This is a genomic window from Pontimicrobium sp. IMCC45349, from assembly GCF_047219225.1.
In the GTDB taxonomy this organism is placed as follows: Bacteria; Bacteroidota; Bacteroidia; order Flavobacteriales; family Flavobacteriaceae; genus IMCC45349.
In genome coordinates this window covers 3,368,345-3,385,623 of the sequence record NZ_CP178208.1, presented here as the reverse complement: position 1 = coordinate 3,385,623, position 17,279 = coordinate 3,368,345, and the positions used below count along the sequence as shown (strand labels likewise).

Here is a 17,279-nt window from a genome sequence, read left to right as displayed (position 1 = left end):
AAAGAAAAGCCTTGTTAATTTTAACAAGGCTTTTTTTATTATTTGTGTTTTCACTTTTCTGTTTATATCTAGTGTTTGTGTACCTTTGTGTTATATGAATGTAAGTGATTTTTCTTTTATTATTCCTGTATATAATAGACCAGAAGAAACCAATGAACTACTAGAAAGTTTATTTGGGTTAGATATAGATAAAAATTTTGAAATCGTAATAGTTGAAGATGGATCTACTATTAGTTCAAAAGAAATAGTTGATAGTTTTAGCTCAAAACTAAATATATCATACTATTTTAAAGAAAACTCTGGGCCTGGTGATTCAAGAAACTATGGAATGCAAAAGGCAAAGGGTAATTATTTTATTATTCTAGATTCAGACTGCATTTTGCCAAAGCATTATTTAAATGAAGTTATTATTAGTTTAAATAATGACTATATTGATTGTTTTGGTGGTCCAGACGCAGCTCATGAGTCATTTTCTAACATTCAAAAGGCTATTAATTTTTCAATGACATCTTTTATTACAACAGGCGGTATAAGAGGTAAAAAGAATAGTGTTACTCAATTTGAGCCTAGAAGTTTTAATATGGGAATTTCTAAAAAGGCATTTATTCAATCTAAAGGCTTTGGTAATATTCATCCAGGTGAAGACCCAGATTTATCAATTAGATTGAATAACTTAGGGTTTAAAACACGATTGATTCCTGAAGCTTATGTGTATCATAAACGTAGAATTTCTTGGTCTAAGTTTTATAAGCAAGTAAATAAGTTTGGTATGGTAAGGCCTATACTTAATAAATGGCATCCACAAACAAAAAAGATTACTTATTGGTTCCCAACATTATTTTGTTTCGGTGTTATTATGTCAATAATATTAGCTTTTTTTAAGATGTTTATACCATTGTATTTTGTTGTCTTTTATTATCTGTTAAGTTTTGTTTTGGCATTAATTAGTACAAAAAGTGCAGTTGTAGCAGTTTTATCATTAATAGCAATTTGTATTCAGTTTTTTGGATATGGATATGGTTTTTTGAAGTCTAATTTAAAAATGACTTTTTCGAAAAAAATACCACAAGAGTTATTTCCTAATTTGTTTTTCAAGGTTTAAAAATGATAAGTTTAAAAAATAAATTTATATCACAAATTAAGAGTAGGAGGCTAAATATTCTATTCTTATTTATTTTGATATCCTTATTTTTTTCATTTCTAACTAAGTTAACGAGAACATATACACAAACAATTTCATTTAATGTTCAAGAAATAAATTTACCAGAAGAGGAGGTTTTGGTAAAGGATAGTACACATAAAGTTGAACTTACAATAACAGCAAAAGGTTTTAAGTTTTTAAAATACTATTTAAAGCAGCCAGTTTTAAATGTAGATTTTTCAAATATATCTAGACAAAAAGAAAATTATGTTTGGACAGAAAGACAAGAGTTATCCAACATTAAAAATCAATTTGATCCTTCGGAAATGATCGAAAATATTAGTCCTGATTCACTTTTATTTAAATACGATGTTAATACGATAAAAAAGGTTCCCGTTAAAATAGAATCAAACACTTCATTTGCTTTGGGCTATGATTTGATAGGAACTTTAAAGTCTAATCCAGATTCAATAAAGGTTATTGGACCTAAAAGTATCATAGATACTATCAGTAATATTAAAACAAGGGTCCTTAAGTTAAATGATATTAACTCTAATATTAATATACAATCAAAGTTAATCCTTCCAAAAACAGAAAATGAGTTGTCTTTTTCGAGTGATAAAGTTTTGGTGACAGGTGAAATTGAAAAGTTTACAGAAGGCTCAGTTAATGTGCCAATTACTATTGTTAATGTGCCGGAGGGTGTTAAATTAAATTATTTTCCAAAGGAAGTTCAAATAGTGTTTTATACAAGTTTAAGTAATTATAAAAAGATTTCTTCATCAGATTTTGATATCAAATGTGATTATAGTTTAGTTTCAACTGAAAGTTCTATATTAATACCTACTATTACAAGACAGCCTAAAAATGTAAAGCGTATTAAACTAGGGGTTAATCAAGTAGAATATATATTAGTTAATTAGTTTCATGAAAACAAAAATTGTTGGCTTAACAGGAGGAATAGGTAGTGGAAAAACTACAGTAGCAAAAATGTTTGCCAATTACGGAGTACCTATATATATAGCTGATGTAGAAGCTAAAGCTTTAATGAATAGATCTAAGGTTATTAAGCGAAAGCTTATTGCTTTATTTGGTGACCAAGCATATGCTGATGATAAACTCAATAGAACTTTTTTAGCAAGTAAGATTTTTAATGATAAGCATTTACTTACCCAAATGAATAGTATAGTTCATCCTAAAGTAGCAAGTCATTTTAAACGTTGGTTAAAAAAACAAACTTCACCTTATATTATTAAAGAAGTTGCTATTTTGTTTGAAAACGAAAGTTATAAAACCTGTGATTTCACTATTACAGTAGTAGCACCTGAAGATGTTAGAATTGAAAGAGTAATAAAACGAGATAACTCTTCATTAGATAAAGTAAAGGCTATAATAAAGAACCAATGGAAAGACGAAGCTAAAATAGCACTTTCAGACTTTGTTGTTTACAATAAATCTCTTCAAGAAACTGAAAAACAAGTGCTTGATATTCATCAAGAAATTCTTAATAACATTCAATAAATTATAAATTTTAACATTTTTGTTAATGTAAGGTTAAATGCTATTTCTCCTAAATGTTAAAATGTTAATTTTGGATAATGAATAAAAGATTATTCGTTTTGTTAGTTGTGTTAATGAGCCTTTCGCTCATTGGTATCATTTTTGTTCAAGCTTATTTTATTAATAAAACTGTAGCTAATGAAGAAGAACGATTTACTGCCAATGTAAAAAGAGCTTTAACGTACACATCCAATCAAGTTGCAGATATTGAGTATAAAAAATATGTAAGGGAGCTTGATGAACTTTTAGCTAAAAGTAAAGATCCCGATTCTACAGATTTTAGAAGTATTACAGTATATAAGCAAGATGATAATACAAATCAGATAATAATTTATAACACTGGTATTTTAGAAGAGAATTTTAAAGTGCCATCGCTCATTGACATTAGTTTAGATAGTTTAAATTTTAGCAAGTTTACTGGTAAAACTACTACTCAAATTTTTGATAATAATGGACTGGACAATGACTTTAATAATCGTAAGAGTAATTTAGAAAAAGTCTTTAGTATGGATAAGTTGCAAAGAGCAGCTTTTGAAGAGCAATATCGTGAAGAAATAAAAAACACACCAATACGAAAGCGTGTAAGTAAAAGGATGTTGGAGCGTTTTTTAAAGAAGAAACTTAGAGAAGATGAAATAGATATTGATTTTGAATTTGCGGTTTACCATAAAGATTTAGCAACAAAAGTACAGTCAGATAATTTTGAACAAGAGTTAAACCCTACAATTGGAGTTCCAATATTTTTGGATAGAAATGACGAAAGTGAATATAGGTTATATATAAATTTTCCGGAGCGCAAAAAATTCATTTTATCATCTATTATAGGTATGACAATGTTATCTGTTGTGTTTACGTTAATTATAATTATAGCCTACGCAAGTGCATTATATCAATTAATAAAACAACGTCAAATTTCAGAAATTAAGACTGATTTTATTAATAATATGACGCATGAATTTAAAACACCAATTGCAACAATAAATTTAGCGTTAGATGCTATAAAAAATCCAAAGATTATCAGTGATGAAGATAAGGTAAAAAGGTACCTTAAAATGATTAAGGATGAAAATAAGCGAATGCATGCTCAAGTAGAGAATGTTTTAAGAATATCTAAACTAGAGAAAAACGAACTTAACATAAGTAAGGATAGAGTTAAACTACACGACTTAATAGAAGATGCAGTAACTCATATTGAACTAATTGTTGAAGATAGAAGGGGGTATATTAACACGCATTTGGATGCAACAAAGTCGTCTGTATTAGCAAACGAAACTCATTTCACTAATGTTATTGTTAATATTTTGGATAATGCTGTAAAGTATTCTAACAAAGAACCTAAAATAGATGTATTTACCGAAAATGCTGGTAATAATATCTTATTAAAAATAAAAGATCAAGGAAACGGTATGTCAAAAGCCGTTCAAAAAAAGGTGTTCGAAAAGTTCTATAGAGAGCACACTGGTGATGTACATAATGTGAAAGGCCATGGATTAGGTTTAGCATATGTAAAAAGAATTGTAGACGACCATCAAGGTCATGTAACTGTAGAAAGTGAAAAAGGAAAAGGTAGTACCTTTATTATTAAGCTACCATTAATATCATAGTATAATCATGGAAGGAGAAAACAAAAAAATATTACTAGTAGAAGACGATCCAAATTTTGGAACCGTTTTAAAAGATTATTTAAATATGAACGATTATGATGTTGTTCATGCTAAAAATGGGATGGAAGGATTCGAAAAATTCAAAAAAGATGATTTCGATTTATGTATACTAGATGTTATGATGCCTTATAAAGATGGTTTTACATTAGCTAAAGAAATTAGAGAAAAGAATACTGATATTCCAATCATTTTCTTAACTGCTAAAGCTATGAAAGAAGATGTTTTAAAGGGTTATAAGGTTGGAGCAGATGATTATTTAAATAAGCCTTTTGATAGTGAAGTTTTATTAATGAAGATTAAAGCTATTATCCAACGTAAAGCTACAGATAGTGTAGCAGATAGTAAGCAATTTGAATTTGAGATTGGAGATTTTCATTTAAACTCTAAGCTAAGATTTTTAAGATATAAAGGTGGTGAACCAGAAAAATTATCACCAAAAGAAAATGAATTATTACGTTTGTTAGCATTACATGAAAACGATTTAATGCCTCGTGAATTAGCTTTAACTAAAATATGGAGAGATGATAACTATTTTACATCAAGAAGTATGGATGTTTATATTGCTAAATTACGTAAGTATTTAAAAGTAGATGAGAATGTTGAAATATTAAATATTCATGGAGAAGGCTTCAGATTAGTCATTAATCAAAAAGCATAAATTTTATAAGTAGTTAATTATAAAGCCAACAGAAATGTTGGCTTTTTTATTTAATAATAGATGTTATTGTACTCGTGATTGATTCTATATTAATATCGTATTCAAACCAATGTGTGTCTTTGTTTTTTTTAAACCACGTTAATTGTCTTTTAGCAAAACGTCTAGAATTCTTTTTAATTTCTGATATAGCAAAATCTAATGTCCACTTACCATCTAAATAATTAAATATCTCTTTGTAGCCAACGGTATTTAAAGCATTTAAATGATGATACTCTTTTAATTGTGTTACTTCATTAAGTAAACCTTCTTCCATCATAATATCAACACGCCTATTTATTCTGTTATAGATTAATGCTCTATCAGCAGTAAGTCCAATGCTTATAGTATTAAATTTGCGTTTGCTTTTTTCTTTGTTTAAAAATGACGAATATGGTTTACCACTACCAATACAAATCTCTAAAGCCCGAATTATACGATGTGGATTATCTATGGCAATGCTGTTATAAGAATCTATATCTAATTCCTTTAATTGTTCTTGCAGGTGGATTAAACCCTTAGTTTCTAATTGTTTATTAAGAGAGTCTCTAATAGATGCATCTACTTTTGGAAAATTGTCTAATCCTTTTGTTACAGCATCAACATAGAGCCCAGAACCACCAACCATAATTACAACATTATGCTTCTTAAATAAAGAATCTAACGTTTCTATGGCGTCTTTTTCAAAAGCACCAACATTGTAATTGTCCTTAATTGACTTATGATGAATAAAATGGTGATTAGCAGCTGCTAATTCAGTTGGAGTAGGAGCAGCAGTTCCTATTTGCATTTCTTTAAAAAATTGTCTTGAATCAGCCGAAATTATTTCAGTATTAAAATATTGAGCTAATTTAATGCTAAGCGCAGTTTTCCCAATAGCTGTAGGTCCTACAATGGAGATTAGATATTTATTCATCATTTAATTTATGACCACATTTATGACAAAATTCAGCATCGTCTCTATGGTATTCCTCTGTACAGTTAGTACATGAAGTAGTATTGTTTGGGATTTTATCACGTTCAACTTTTGTCATTTCAGAACTAACTATTCCTGTGGGAACAGCTATAATGCCATAACCTAATATCATAATTAATGAGGCTATAAATTGTCCCAAAGGTGTAATAGGAGCAATGTCTCCATAGCCAACAGTGGTTAATGTTACAATTGCCCAATAGACACTTCTTGGAATACTAGTAAAACCACTGTCTTTATCACTTTCGATTAAATACATTACTGTTCCAAGAATAATACAAAGTATTAATACAAACGATAAAAACACTACAATTTTAGCTCTACTTTTTTTAAGAGCTCTAACAAAGCTTGTACTTTCTCCAATAAAGCGAGTTAATTTTAAAATACGAAACACACGCATTAAACGTAAAGCTCTTAATGCAACTAATGAGTGTGTTCCTAAGAATATTAACGATAAATATTTAGGAATCGTTGAAAGTAAATCTATGATGCCATAGAAACTAAAAATATACTTGGAAGGCTTTTTAACACTTACTATTCTTGCTAGATACTCAATGGTAAATAAAATGGTTATTATCCACTCAGAAATGTTTAAAAAATCGAAATACTTTGTACCAATACTATCTACACTTTCTAGCATTACTAAAACTATACTAGCAAGAATTACAATAAGTATTATTAAATCAAATAATTTACCAGCAGGTGTATCTGCTTCATAAATTATTTCGTGTAGTTTAGCTCTCCAGTTTTTATTGTCTTTAGCCATTAATTCAAAAATACTAAATCTTTATTTATTCTTTTCAATTACAATTATTGTGTTTGAATATACCTCTACTATTTTTGACATAAATTCCTTTAAGTAAGGATAATATTCTGATGGATAAGCAGGTTCTTTAAAGTTAATTTTACTCGTAACATTAATATCGTTTCCAATTTGACTTACTGAGAATGAAAAGTCACCAGCGTTATTAGGAAGTTTTATTATTTGGTTTTTTGGGAGCTCTACAACTGAATAGTCTTCACCAATGTTAAGTTTTAATGTGTAGCTCATAAAATTTTTATGTCCAAATTCAATAGGATACGTTCTTTGTTGTAGTTTAAAAGGATTTTCAGTGAAAAACTTATAAATAAAAGGGTCAAGATATATCTTATCTCCAACAATGTTATTATCATTAAACTCAATGTCATATGTTTCCTGAAAATAAATGTCATGTATTCCATTGCTGGAAACATCATGTTCGTTAACTATAATATCTACATAAGTGTCTTCAAAGTTTTTAACATAGCTATCCGGATTTGAATAATAGTTTTCTTTTTTATTAGTGGCATTATAGCTCGTATATCTTGATTTTATATTTCCATTTAAGACATTGTTGTTAATATTTAAAGATACTTGGTGCATTGTAGCGGTTGGAGTAGATGCATGTATGTCTATCCATTTACTGCCATTTTTTAAATCTAGTTGTCTACCATCATTGTTAAGACATCTAAACGGGATTTCTCCAAAGGCTTGATAAGGATTAGTAGAATCTAATAAATAAGTCTTGTTATTAATTACTGTTTTTACAATTAAGTAATTAAATTCAGATAAGACAGGATATAGTTTAGTTAAAAAGCCACTTTGTCTTGTAGAAAGTATAACGGCATTTACATTAATGTCAGATTTGTTTAATAGGTTATATAATAAGATGTTTAATTCGGATGAATTTCCAGATTTTTCCTTAATTAATCTTTTAACAGATACATCTTGAAATAATCTGGTTTTATTATTCCAAGTATAGTTATCTATAACGAAATTATAAATTGCTTTGGCTTTAGCTAGTTTATCTGTTTCGTTAATAATTTCACTTGGTAAAATATCTTCAGGATTTACACTTTTTTTCAACTGTTTTCCTAATGATTCATCTGTTCTTAATTCTTTATCTACACTTTCCCAAGTTTTTGTGTAATATGAAACATGTCCATCAAACCTTTCTGTATGCTCTAATTCGTATTCTATTCTAGATAAATAATTACTTGCAGTTGTCATATAACTCTCTTCAATTAGTGCAGGAATATTTTCCATCACATAAATTGTTTCTGTACAATCTGCTGTTGCTCCGTTTAATCTTTTTATACAGTTTTTCTTTAAAATTTGATCATGTTTAGATAGTTTTTGATTACCTACAAGTTTTATATGATACTTATAGTTTGCGGGTATGCTAGTAGTATATTCGCTATAAAGTTTAGGTATATCATCTTGAAAACTCCAACTGTGGTAATTAAAAATAAAAGGGGAGACTAAGGTGTAGCTATAAGTAATTACAGAGCCTTCTTTAAGGTCTGGTAGTGTGAATTTTACCTGTGTATAATTTTTATTTATTACTTCTGTAAATATATCATCCTTATTTAACCTTTGTTTTGTACCAATGCTATTATTTATATTATGTGTATAAGCAACAATTTTTTTTATTTTTTCTTTATTTTTTGAATCATTATTATAAAGTAGTATTTCAATAGTTCCTTGGTTGAAAGCTTCTTTTTTTAATATTTTAATTTTACGTTTTATCTCTGTTACTACATTAAAAGTTTCTTCATCAATATAGCTATTACCTTTTTCATAAATTACTAATGCGTTAGCTGTTGAATCAGCAGTATAAACATTTGTTAGCAAATCACCACTTGTAACTTGGAAGCTTGTTGTTTCAAATTTATTTTGAGCAGTTGTTAAGTGGAGGTTTAGTAAAAAAAGAATTAGAGCAGAAAAAAAATGTTTCATTTTTAGTTAGAGTTTAAGGACTTTTAAGCGTTTATTTCTACGTAAGTAACTTTGTATAATATGTTGTGCGTCTCTATTATGATTCATTGGAGTAATTAATGTTTTAAGTACTTCAATATTATTTATTTGGTAGTTTAAATTATAAAAGCAAAAGCCTCTAAAAATACCGTCTTCAATAAGAATAGCACTTCGTTCATCAACCGTTCTTCCTCTATCTATAATTACCATGTTATGGTTGTTAAAGCTATATTTGTTTATGAGTTCTAACTTACGGTTGTTATATATATTAAAGGGTTCTTCACTAATACATGCGCCAAAGCATTGCTTTATGGTGTAGTTAAAACAATTGCTTTCTGTTTTATATGTGCCACTTAGTTTTTGACATAGATTATGTTCGTCTACCTTTTTTTCTAAAAAACTCTTAGCGCTTTTTAAGTTAGAAAAAGTAGTTATAGGTTTTTCTTTGCCATTAACCTTTGCTACTTTTAAGTTGATATAACCTTTTTCGTCAGTAAAACTAAATAGTCCATGAGAAAAAATGGTGCGTCTTAAAGCGCGATTAAACTTTGGCTTATTACGTTTAATTTCTTCGCTTTCTTTTAATAGTGCTACAAGTTCACTTCCTGTATCTTCATAAGTTACAGCTGCAACTTGTAATTGAATACGCTTAGATTTTGGATTTTGACTGGTAAAGTGTTGGTTAACACGTTTTTTTATATTCTTGCTTTTGCCTATATAGATGATTTTGCCATCCTCTCGATGCATATAATAAACACCAGTTATAGAGGGTAATTTATCTATTATATCTAGTAGTTTAGGCTCCATTTGATGCTTAGGCTCTAAACGAATAGATTCTTGAATAATAGTTTTATCAAGGTCTTTGTCGAGAAGCATCTTAAAAAGTTTTACTGTGGCTAATGCATCTCCAGAAGCCCTATGTCTATCGCTTACAGGAATGCCTAAAGCTCGAGCTAGTTTACCTAAGCTATATGATGCTTGACCAGGGATTAAATTTTTTGATAGTTCAACAGTACATAGTGTTTTGCGTTCAAAATCAAATCCTAATCGTCTAAATTCTGTTTTTAATATGCGATAATCAAATTGTGCATTATGCGCTACCAAAATGCAACCATCAGTTATTTCAACAATACGTTTTGCAACTTCATAAAATTTAGGAGCATTACGCAACATATTACTATTTATCCCAGTAAGGTTAACCACAAATGGCTGAATCTCTCTTTCGGGATTTACTAAGCTAATAAATTGATCTACTACTTCATGACCATCATATTTATAAATGGCTATTTCAGTAATACCTTCTTCATTGTACTTCCCTCCAGTAGTCTCTATGTCTAGTATTGCGTAAATAAGATGTCTTTATTAAATAGAATAATTTCTAGCTCCAAAGATGCTACTTCCAATGCGTACCATATTACTTCCGTTTTCTATCGCTAATTCATAATCACCACTCATTCCCATAGATATTGTTTGTAAATCACAATTAAAGGCTTGTATGGTTTTTAAATTATTAAATGCAGCTTTTAAGGTTTTAAATTCGGATGCTACTTGTTCTAAATTATCTGTGAATGAAGCCATTCCCATGACTCCAGTTATTTTTATGTTTTTTAAATTTTTAAACTCTTCTGATTTTAAAATTTCTAGAGCTGTTGCTTCTGTCATTCCAAACTTAGTATTTTCTGAAGCTATCTTTATTTGTAACAAGCAGTTAATTACTCTGTCGTGTTTTAAGGCTTGTTTGTTTATTTCTTTAAGTAGTTTAAAGTTATCTACTCCGTGAATTAAACTCACAAAACTTGCCATGTATTTCACTTTATTACGTTGTACATGACCAATCATATGCCACTCAATATCTTTAGGCATTTGTTCATGCTTTTCAACCATTTCTTGAATTTTGTTTTCTCCAAAAACTAGTTGACCAGCATCGTACGCTTCCATGATATCACTAATAGGTTTAGTTTTTGAAACAGCTACTAGTGTAACATCTTTTGGAAGTTGAGATTTTATATGTTTAAGATTTTGTTTTATAATCATTTTATAACTCATATATGGTTACACCACTTCTTAATTTTGGCAAAATATAAGTGCTTTTTGGAGGCATAGTTAAGCCTTCATCTGCTATGGCTTTCATTTCATTAATAGTTATTGGTACTAAACCAAAACCAACTGCAAAATCGCCACTATCTACTTTTGATTTCATGGTAGTAACACCAGATTTACTATGTGAATATTCTATTTTTGAGTCGTTACGTAAATCTTTAATACCTAAGAGTGGTTCTAGAATTGTTTTATATAATATATGTGTGTCAAGAGCGTCTAGAGCATTATTGATATGAAAATTATTCTTTCTTAGATATAATGAATAAAATTCACCATCAATATACATGCTAAAATGGTGCTTTTTACTAGGTTTATATGCTTGGGTGCCTCTGTTTTCTATTCTGAAATAGGTGTCTAATTTTATTAAAAACTCTTCTTTTGATAAACCATTTAAATCTTTTACTAGTCTGTTAAAATCGTAAATTTTTAGTTCAGATTCAGGAATTAAATAACTCATAAAATAATTATGCCTTTTTAATTCATTATTATCATTATACTCTTTTGAAAGTAAGCATGATGATGCAGAACGATGGTGTCCATCTGCTATATAAATGGTATTAATTTTACCAAATTCATTTTTAATTTCAAAAATACTTTGTTCATCATCTATTAGCCATAAATAGTGTGTGTCTCTATAAGTGGTAGTAAATTCGAATTCAGCTCTTTCTTGTTGCTTAGCTTTAATAATATTGGCTAAGTTGTCATTATCTGGATACGTCAATAAAACAGGTTCGGCATTAAAACCAACTGTTTTTAAATATTCTTTGAAGGTTTCTTCTCTAAATTGTAAAGTATCTTCGTGTTTCCTAATGATATTATTTTCATAATCATTAGCACTAGTAGCCGCAATAAAACCTGAGAAGACTTGTTTATGCCTGTTAATTATTTTGTAGACATAGTAACAAGGTGTTTTATCTTGAACAAATATTTTATCTTCTTTAAATTCTAAATACCGATTTCTTACAAGGTTATAACGTTCCTTTCCTGTAATTTCTAAATCGTATTTATATCCAGGATTTACTATATGTAAAAAAGCAAAAGGATTATAGTCCATTCGTGCTTCACGTTCAGCTTGAGTATAAGTTTGATAAGAACGTGAGGCTACTAGACTAACTTTATCTCTAGTTGGTCTAATTGCTTTAAAAGGAAGGACTTTTGCCATAAAAGAAAATATTACAAGGCAATTAAATTTAATTGCCTTGTTTTAAATTATGCAAATTGTTTTGCTACGTGTTCTGCTTTTCTGCTTTCAGAATAATCGTAAAAACCTTCACCAGATTTTACACCTAATTTACCTGCTCTTACCATATTTACTAATAATGGGCAAGGAGCATATTTAGGGTTTTTGAAACCTTCGTACATAACGTTTAGAATCGATAAACATACGTCAAGACCAATGAAATCTGCTAACTGCAATGGTCCCATTGGATGAGCCATACCTAGCTTCATTACTGTGTCTATTTCTTTAACACCGGCAACACCATTGTATAAAGTCTCGATAGACTCATTAAGCATTGGCATTAGTATTCTATTAGCCACAAATCCAGGATAATCATTTACTTCTACAGGAACTTTTTTAAGTTCCTTAGACATTTCCATGATAGTGTTAGTAACTTCATCACTAGTATTATAACCTCTGATGATTTCAACTAACTTCATAATTGGTACAGGATTCATAAAGTGCATACCAATTACTTTTTCTGGTCTTGATGTTACAGCAGCTATTTGAGTAATTGAAATTGAAGATGTATTAGTAGCTAAAATGGTGTCAGCTCCACAAGCTTCGTCTAATTGCTGAAAGATTTTTAATTTTAAATCTACATTTTCAGTTGCAGCTTCTACTACTAGTTCAGCAGAGGCAACACCTTCAGTCATATTTGTGTATGTAGTAATATTGTTTAGAGTGTCTTGTTTGTTGGCCTCAGTGATTTTTTCTTTAGCGACCATTCTATCCAAGTTTCTTGTAATAGTACTAATACCTCTTTCTAAAGCGGCTTCGCTAATATCAATTAAATTAACATTAAAACCACATTGCGCAAACGTATGCGCAATTCCATTTCCCATAGTTCCAGCTCCAATGACTGCTACATTTTTCATATATACTTTTTTATTTAAAACAATTAATTATTTGTGTTGCAACACGTAATGCTTCAGTTCCATCATGAAGTGTTACAATTGGTTTAGTATTTGTGTTTATGGCATTTGCAAATGTTTCTAACTCATCTAAAATAGCATTGTTGTTAGAAATCTCAGGATTGTCAAAATATATTTGTTTTTTAACACCTTCAGCATTTTGTAGAATCATATCAAAATCTCCTGGTTGCTCAGGCGCATCTTTCATTTTTACTACTTCACATTTTTTCTCTAAAAAGTCTACACTTATATAAGCATCTCTTTGAAAAAAGCGTGTTTTACGCATATTTTTTAATGATATTCTACTAGCAGTTAAGTTGGCAACACAGCCATTTTCAAACTCTAATCTAGCATTTGCAATATCTGGTGTTTCGCTAATCACTGATACGCCACTTGCTTGAACGTTTATTACTTTAGATTTAACAACACTAAGTATAATATCAATATCGTGAATCATTAAATCAAGAACTACAGGTACATCTGTTCCTCTAGGGTTAAATTCAGCTAGCCTATGTGTTTCAATAAACATTGGTTTGTCAAGTTGGTCTTTTATACCAATAAATGCAGGATTAAAACGCTCTACATGACCTACTTGTCCTCTTAAGTTATTTTCGGCTAGGAGTTCTCTTATATGTTCGGCTTCTTCAACAGTATTTGTTATTGGTTTTTCAATAAAAATATGTTTGCCTTTTGCAATAGCTTGTTTAGCACAATCGTAATGAGAAAGAGTAGGAGTAACAATGTCTACAACATCTACTGCTTCAATAAGACTTTCGATAGTATTGAAGTAAGTATAACCAAATTCTTCGGCAACACGTTTTGCGTTATTTTCATCGGCATCGTAGAAGCCTACGAGCTCATATTTATCAGATTGATTAAGAAGTCTAAGATGAATTTTTCCTAGGTGACCAGCACCAAGTACACCAGCTTTTAGCATAGTTTTTATGTTTTTAACAAAAATAAGATTTTTCGGTATTTAATTAATGGATTTCATAATAAAATATGCCTCTTTTTTATAATAATTTAATTCTTTTCAATTTTAGTTTTTCGCTTTAAAATCTTTGGTTAATTTTAGCCTTAAAAATTTCTATAAACATTGAAAGATACTTTTAAGCATAAAGGTTTACGACAAAAATTGGTTAACGTATTAATAGCAAAAGGAATAACCAATAAGGATGTGTTAAATGCTATTGGTAATATTCCAAGACATTTATTTATGGATTCAAGCTTTTTAGATCATGCTTATCAAGATAAGGCCTTTCCAATAGCAGCAAGTCAAACAATTTCTCAGCCATATACAGTAGCTTTTCAAAGTGAATTATTACAAGTAAAGAAAGGAGATAAAATATTAGAAATTGGTACAGGAAGTGGTTACCAAGCTGCTGTACTGTGTGAGTTAGGAGCAAAGGTTTATAGTATTGAAAGACAGCAAGAGCTATTTAAAAAAACGAGTAAGTTTTTACCTAAATTAGGGTATAGACCAAAGAAGTTAATTTTTGGAGATGGCTATAAAGGCTTGCCAGAAGAAGCTCCTTTTGATAGTATTATAGTAACTGCAGGAGCTCCTTTTGTACCTAAACCATTGTTAAGTCAATTGAAAATTGATGGTCGTTTAGTTATTCCTGTTGGAGATGATGTGCAAATTATGACGCTTTTTATTAGAAATGGTGTCAAAGAATTTGAAAAACATGAACTAGGAGAGTTTAGATTTGTTCCATTGTTGGAGGATAAGAATTAATTAAAAGTTAATCCAAAAACAAAGGCATCATTAATAAAACCTCCTTGATAAGAACGTACATAATCTACACGTAAAAAGCGGAAGGTTTTCCAACCAATATTACCAATACCTATGTTATATTCTTGATAAGGTTTATTGTCTGTAGTGCTAAGGTTGTGTGCTCCTAAAATTAGATTGAAATTTAATTTATTTAGTAAAGGTATTTTTCCTAAGATGTAGCCTTTAAAATTATGTTCGGCATGCATTTCTGTATATGATTTATTTGTGCTTAAATCATAGTATGGTAAGTTGTTAAATGTATTTGGTAACATACTACCTAATAAACTTACATGAGTTTGATTACCATTAAAGTGTTGGTAGTCAATAAAGGAAATGTCATCAGCGTTAAAGAATTTTCCAGCAGCTACATAATATTTGAAATTTCCTTTATTACCAAGGGTTAAATATTGAGATATTCTAGCTTTAATTTGGTCAAAGTTGTAGTTACTGTTTGTTGCTCCAAACCCTTTTTCATAGCCTAAGTATAATGTTGGGTATTTACTGCTGTAAATATTTATTTTACTATCAGGATAGCTCAAGTATTTTTGGTCAAAATTAATGTTTACACCAATATTAAGTTTTGCAATACGATGTTTGTCGAAAGGAGCTTCTCCATAAGCAGTTTCATCTAGAGGATTATTACTTGTGTATTCTCTTTCTTTACTTGGAAACCAAACTTGATCAGTTGTATTAAATAGAGGTGCTCTTCTTTCAAAGGATAAACTTGTGCCCAATCTAAATCCATTAAAAAGCTCTTGAGAGTAGCTAGCTTCAATAAAACTTTTATCATAAACTTTCATATAGTTTTTCTCTTGATATAAAGACATAAAACTATTGAGTACTTCTAAATCAAATAAGTTTGGATTGAATTGTTCAACTTTAACTCCTCCAGAGACTCTTAAAAAAGGGCGTGTTGTGTTGTTGAATTTATAAGTAGCACCAATAGTTCCACGTAAGCGTTCGTCACTAAAACCATAATTTAAGCTTCCGTCAAAATTTATATACTTTTTAAATTCATCGTACTTTTTTCTGTAATTAAATTTTATGGTTCCTGTAAAGCCTTGTACAGTATTAAAACCATAACCTCCTAATAATCCAGTTACATTAAATCTTTTTCCTTCATAGGTATTATTATATGTATAACCACCTAAAATATCTCCTACTTTAAATTTGTTTTTTACAGTATCTACGGAGTCTAAGTAGGTTTTTGATTCTCTAACTGTTTGTATGCTATCTTTTTTGACATAATCTGTAGATTCTTCTATTGTTAGAGGTACTGGTCTTATGTTGTTCCAATAAATTGAATCTTTTTTATTTGCATTATCTTCAAAAGAAACAATTTCATTAGTGAAGTTTTTCTTAGAGAATTCTGGATTAAAATTATAATTACTATAAACAGCAGTAAAACGACCATCACCTTTTATTCCAAAAATACCATATTTAAAATCGATACTTTGGGAAAATAAAGTCCATAAATTTGAAGCGTTAGAAAATGAAAAACTTTGCTTTAAAGTAATTACATCAACACCTGTAAGTTGAGCTTGTTCTCCTGTTACATCGAGTTCTAGAGCATAAATCGACCAATGGTCTTCAACAATATAAATGGTTCCAGAAAATACTCTGTCATTTTTTCGTTTTGGAGTTACTTTTATTTTGTTGATTAAGTTTCCATTATCATCATAAAAAACACCTTCAAGCTTATATCTGTAATAATTAAAAGCATAATTAGCAATTGGAGATATTATTTGATTGCCAATTTCTACAGTATTGTTATAGAAATTATAATCAACATCAATAGCATTATTAAAACTGAAACCTTTATCATCTCCACTAACCTTAGAGGCAATAATTTTTTCTTTTAATTTATCAGGATATTTATAATCAATTTTTGAAATAGTTTCTGATAAATAAATAATTCCACTACGTGTAGAATCAAGAGCACCTCCTAGGTCTCCTAGTTCTTGACCAAATATTTTTTTAGGAGCATCTTTAATTCTAATTAAACCCTTAGAGTAAAAGTCGGCTTTATAAGTGCTAATTTTTTCTAGCATTGCTTTTCGGTTGTCTATAGTAGCTCTTATAATTCTATTTGCAGGATTTTCGTTTGCATTAACAACAACTTCTGCTAGGGAAACTTCTTCTTCTTCCATTTCAATATTTAATTGATAAGGGAAGGATTTTGGTTCGATTGTTTTTTTTATGGTTTTATAACCTAAATATTTAAATACTATCGTGTATTCTTTTGTAGTATTTACATTTAATTCATATTTCCCTTCTTCGTTACTTGTAGTTCCTATGTAGGTATTATCAATATAAATATTAACAAAAGGAAGTGGTTCTTTTTTTGTGTCTGTTACAGTTCCAGTAATTTGAGAATAGCTCAAAAAAGAGCAAAAGCAAGCTATAAATAGCGAGAAGTTAAATTTCATAGATGGTTGGTTTAGCATTTTAATTTTTAGAT

At 29.3% G+C, this 17,279-nt stretch carries 15 protein-coding genes; 6 read left to right on the top strand and 9 right to left on the bottom strand.

Translation table 11 applies throughout. The annotated features are described in order from the left end of the window. The first annotated feature begins 94 nt into the window (after positions 1-94). The 5 genes from ACLII3_RS15575 (at position 95) to ACLII3_RS15555 (ending at position 5,023) form a co-directional block, all read left to right on the top strand. A complete protein-coding gene (locus ACLII3_RS15575; protein ID WP_412985411.1) occupies positions 95-1,102 on the top strand; it encodes a glycosyltransferase in 1,008 nt (335 codons plus the stop codon). A 74-nt stretch (positions 1,103-1,176) separates the two neighbouring features. Further along, a complete protein-coding gene (locus ACLII3_RS15570) occupies positions 1,177-2,064 on the top strand; it encodes a CdaR family protein (protein ID WP_412985409.1) in 888 nt (295 codons plus the stop codon). Between the two features lie 4 nt (positions 2,065-2,068). Next, positions 2,069-2,662 carry a dephospho-CoA kinase gene (coaE, locus tag ACLII3_RS15565; protein ID WP_412985408.1) on the top strand — a complete coding sequence of 198 codons (594 nt, stop codon included), beginning with the start codon at positions 2,069-2,071 and terminating at the stop codon, positions 2,660-2,662. 77 nt (positions 2,663-2,739) lie between these two features. Next, positions 2,740-4,305, top strand: a complete 1,566-nt coding sequence (locus ACLII3_RS15560) for a sensor histidine kinase (RefSeq protein WP_412985406.1) — start codon at positions 2,740-2,742, stop codon at positions 4,303-4,305. A gap of 7 nt (positions 4,306-4,312) precedes the next feature. After that, the gene (locus ACLII3_RS15555; RefSeq protein ID WP_412985404.1) at positions 4,313-5,023 is read left to right on the top strand and encodes a response regulator transcription factor; all 711 of its coding nucleotides are present in this window, start codon (positions 4,313-4,315) and stop codon (positions 5,021-5,023) included. 46 nt (positions 5,024-5,069) lie between these two features. Here ACLII3_RS15555 and miaA read toward each other — a convergent pair whose 3' ends face one another. The 8 genes from miaA to ACLII3_RS15515 are packed head-to-tail and all read right to left on the bottom strand — an operon-like array spanning position 5,070 to position 13,978. Then, positions 5,070-5,978: a tRNA (adenosine(37)-N6)-dimethylallyltransferase MiaA gene (gene miaA, locus ACLII3_RS15550; protein WP_412985402.1), complete on the bottom strand. Its 909-nt coding sequence runs from the start codon at positions 5,976-5,978 to the stop codon at positions 5,070-5,072. Further along, complete coding sequence (locus ACLII3_RS15545) at positions 5,968-6,798, bottom strand: ion transporter (protein WP_412985400.1); 831 nt, start codon at positions 6,796-6,798, stop codon at positions 5,968-5,970. The genes miaA and ACLII3_RS15545 overlap by 11 nt, the downstream gene beginning before the upstream one ends. Positions 6,799-6,819: 21 nt before the next feature. After that, positions 6,820-8,790, bottom strand: a complete 1,971-nt coding sequence (locus ACLII3_RS15540) for a DUF3857 domain-containing protein (protein ID WP_412985399.1) — start codon at positions 8,788-8,790, stop codon at positions 6,820-6,822. 6 nt (positions 8,791-8,796) lie between these two features. Next, entirely contained in the window at positions 8,797-10,158 is a 1,362-nt protein-coding gene (locus ACLII3_RS15535; RefSeq protein WP_412987926.1) for an exonuclease domain-containing protein, read from the bottom strand. Between the two features lie 12 nt (positions 10,159-10,170). After that, positions 10,171-10,842, bottom strand: a complete 672-nt coding sequence (locus tag ACLII3_RS15530) for a YggS family pyridoxal phosphate-dependent enzyme (protein ID WP_412985398.1) — start codon at positions 10,840-10,842, stop codon at positions 10,171-10,173. A 1-nt stretch (position 10,843) separates the two neighbouring features. Then, the gene (locus ACLII3_RS15525) at positions 10,844-12,070 is read right to left on the bottom strand and encodes a DUF1015 domain-containing protein (protein WP_412985396.1); all 1,227 of its coding nucleotides are present in this window, start codon (positions 12,068-12,070) and stop codon (positions 10,844-10,846) included. A gap of 47 nt (positions 12,071-12,117) precedes the next feature. Further along, positions 12,118-13,005 (bottom strand): 3-hydroxybutyryl-CoA dehydrogenase, encoded by an 888-nt coding sequence (locus ACLII3_RS15520; protein WP_412985394.1) that lies wholly within the window; start codon positions 13,003-13,005, stop codon positions 12,118-12,120. Between the two features lie 10 nt (positions 13,006-13,015). Further along, positions 13,016-13,978, bottom strand: a complete 963-nt coding sequence (locus ACLII3_RS15515) for a Gfo/Idh/MocA family protein (RefSeq protein ID WP_412985393.1) — start codon at positions 13,976-13,978, stop codon at positions 13,016-13,018. A 159-nt stretch (positions 13,979-14,137) separates the two neighbouring features. On the opposite strand from ACLII3_RS15515, the gene ACLII3_RS15510 reads away from it, so the two are divergent. Further along, positions 14,138-14,779: a protein-L-isoaspartate(D-aspartate) O-methyltransferase gene (locus tag ACLII3_RS15510; protein ID WP_412985391.1), complete on the top strand. Its 642-nt coding sequence runs from the start codon at positions 14,138-14,140 to the stop codon at positions 14,777-14,779. Here ACLII3_RS15510 and ACLII3_RS15505 read toward each other — a convergent pair. Next, the gene (locus ACLII3_RS15505) at positions 14,776-17,247 is read right to left on the bottom strand and encodes a DUF5686 and carboxypeptidase regulatory-like domain-containing protein (protein ID WP_412985389.1); all 2,472 of its coding nucleotides are present in this window, start codon (positions 17,245-17,247) and stop codon (positions 14,776-14,778) included. The two genes, ACLII3_RS15510 and ACLII3_RS15505, sit on opposite strands and share 4 nt — an antisense overlap. Positions 17,248-17,279 lie beyond the last annotated feature (32 nt).

Coding starts and splice junctions, on each gene's coding strand:
- ACLII3_RS15540 (WP_412985399.1), bottom strand. CDS start 8,790: ATGAAACATTTTTTTTCTGCTCTAATTCTTTTTTTACTAAACCTCCAC.
- ACLII3_RS15545 (WP_412985400.1), bottom strand. CDS start 6,798: ATGGCTAAAGACAATAAAAACTGGAGAGCTAAACTACACGAAATAATT.
- ACLII3_RS15560 (WP_412985406.1), top strand. CDS start 2,740: ATGAATAAAAGATTATTCGTTTTGTTAGTTGTGTTAATGAGCCTTTCG.
- ACLII3_RS15520 (WP_412985394.1), bottom strand. CDS start 13,005: ATGAAAAATGTAGCAGTCATTGGAGCTGGAACTATGGGAAATGGAATT.
- ACLII3_RS15530 (WP_412985398.1), bottom strand. CDS start 10,842: ATGATTATAAAACAAAATCTTAAACATATAAAATCTCAACTTCCAAAA.
- ACLII3_RS15515 (WP_412985393.1), bottom strand. CDS start 13,978: ATGCTAAAAGCTGGTGTACTTGGTGCTGGTCACCTAGGAAAAATTCAT.
- ACLII3_RS15575 (WP_412985411.1), top strand. CDS start 95: ATGAATGTAAGTGATTTTTCTTTTATTATTCCTGTATATAATAGACCA.
- ACLII3_RS15525 (WP_412985396.1), bottom strand. CDS start 12,070: ATGGCAAAAGTCCTTCCTTTTAAAGCAATTAGACCAACTAGAGATAAA.
- ACLII3_RS15505 (WP_412985389.1), bottom strand. CDS start 17,247: ATGAAATTTAACTTCTCGCTATTTATAGCTTGCTTTTGCTCTTTTTTG.
- coaE (WP_412985408.1), top strand. CDS start 2,069: ATGAAAACAAAAATTGTTGGCTTAACAGGAGGAATAGGTAGTGGAAAA.
- ACLII3_RS15555 (WP_412985404.1), top strand. CDS start 4,313: ATGGAAGGAGAAAACAAAAAAATATTACTAGTAGAAGACGATCCAAAT.
- miaA (WP_412985402.1), bottom strand. CDS start 5,978: ATGATGAATAAATATCTAATCTCCATTGTAGGACCTACAGCTATTGGG.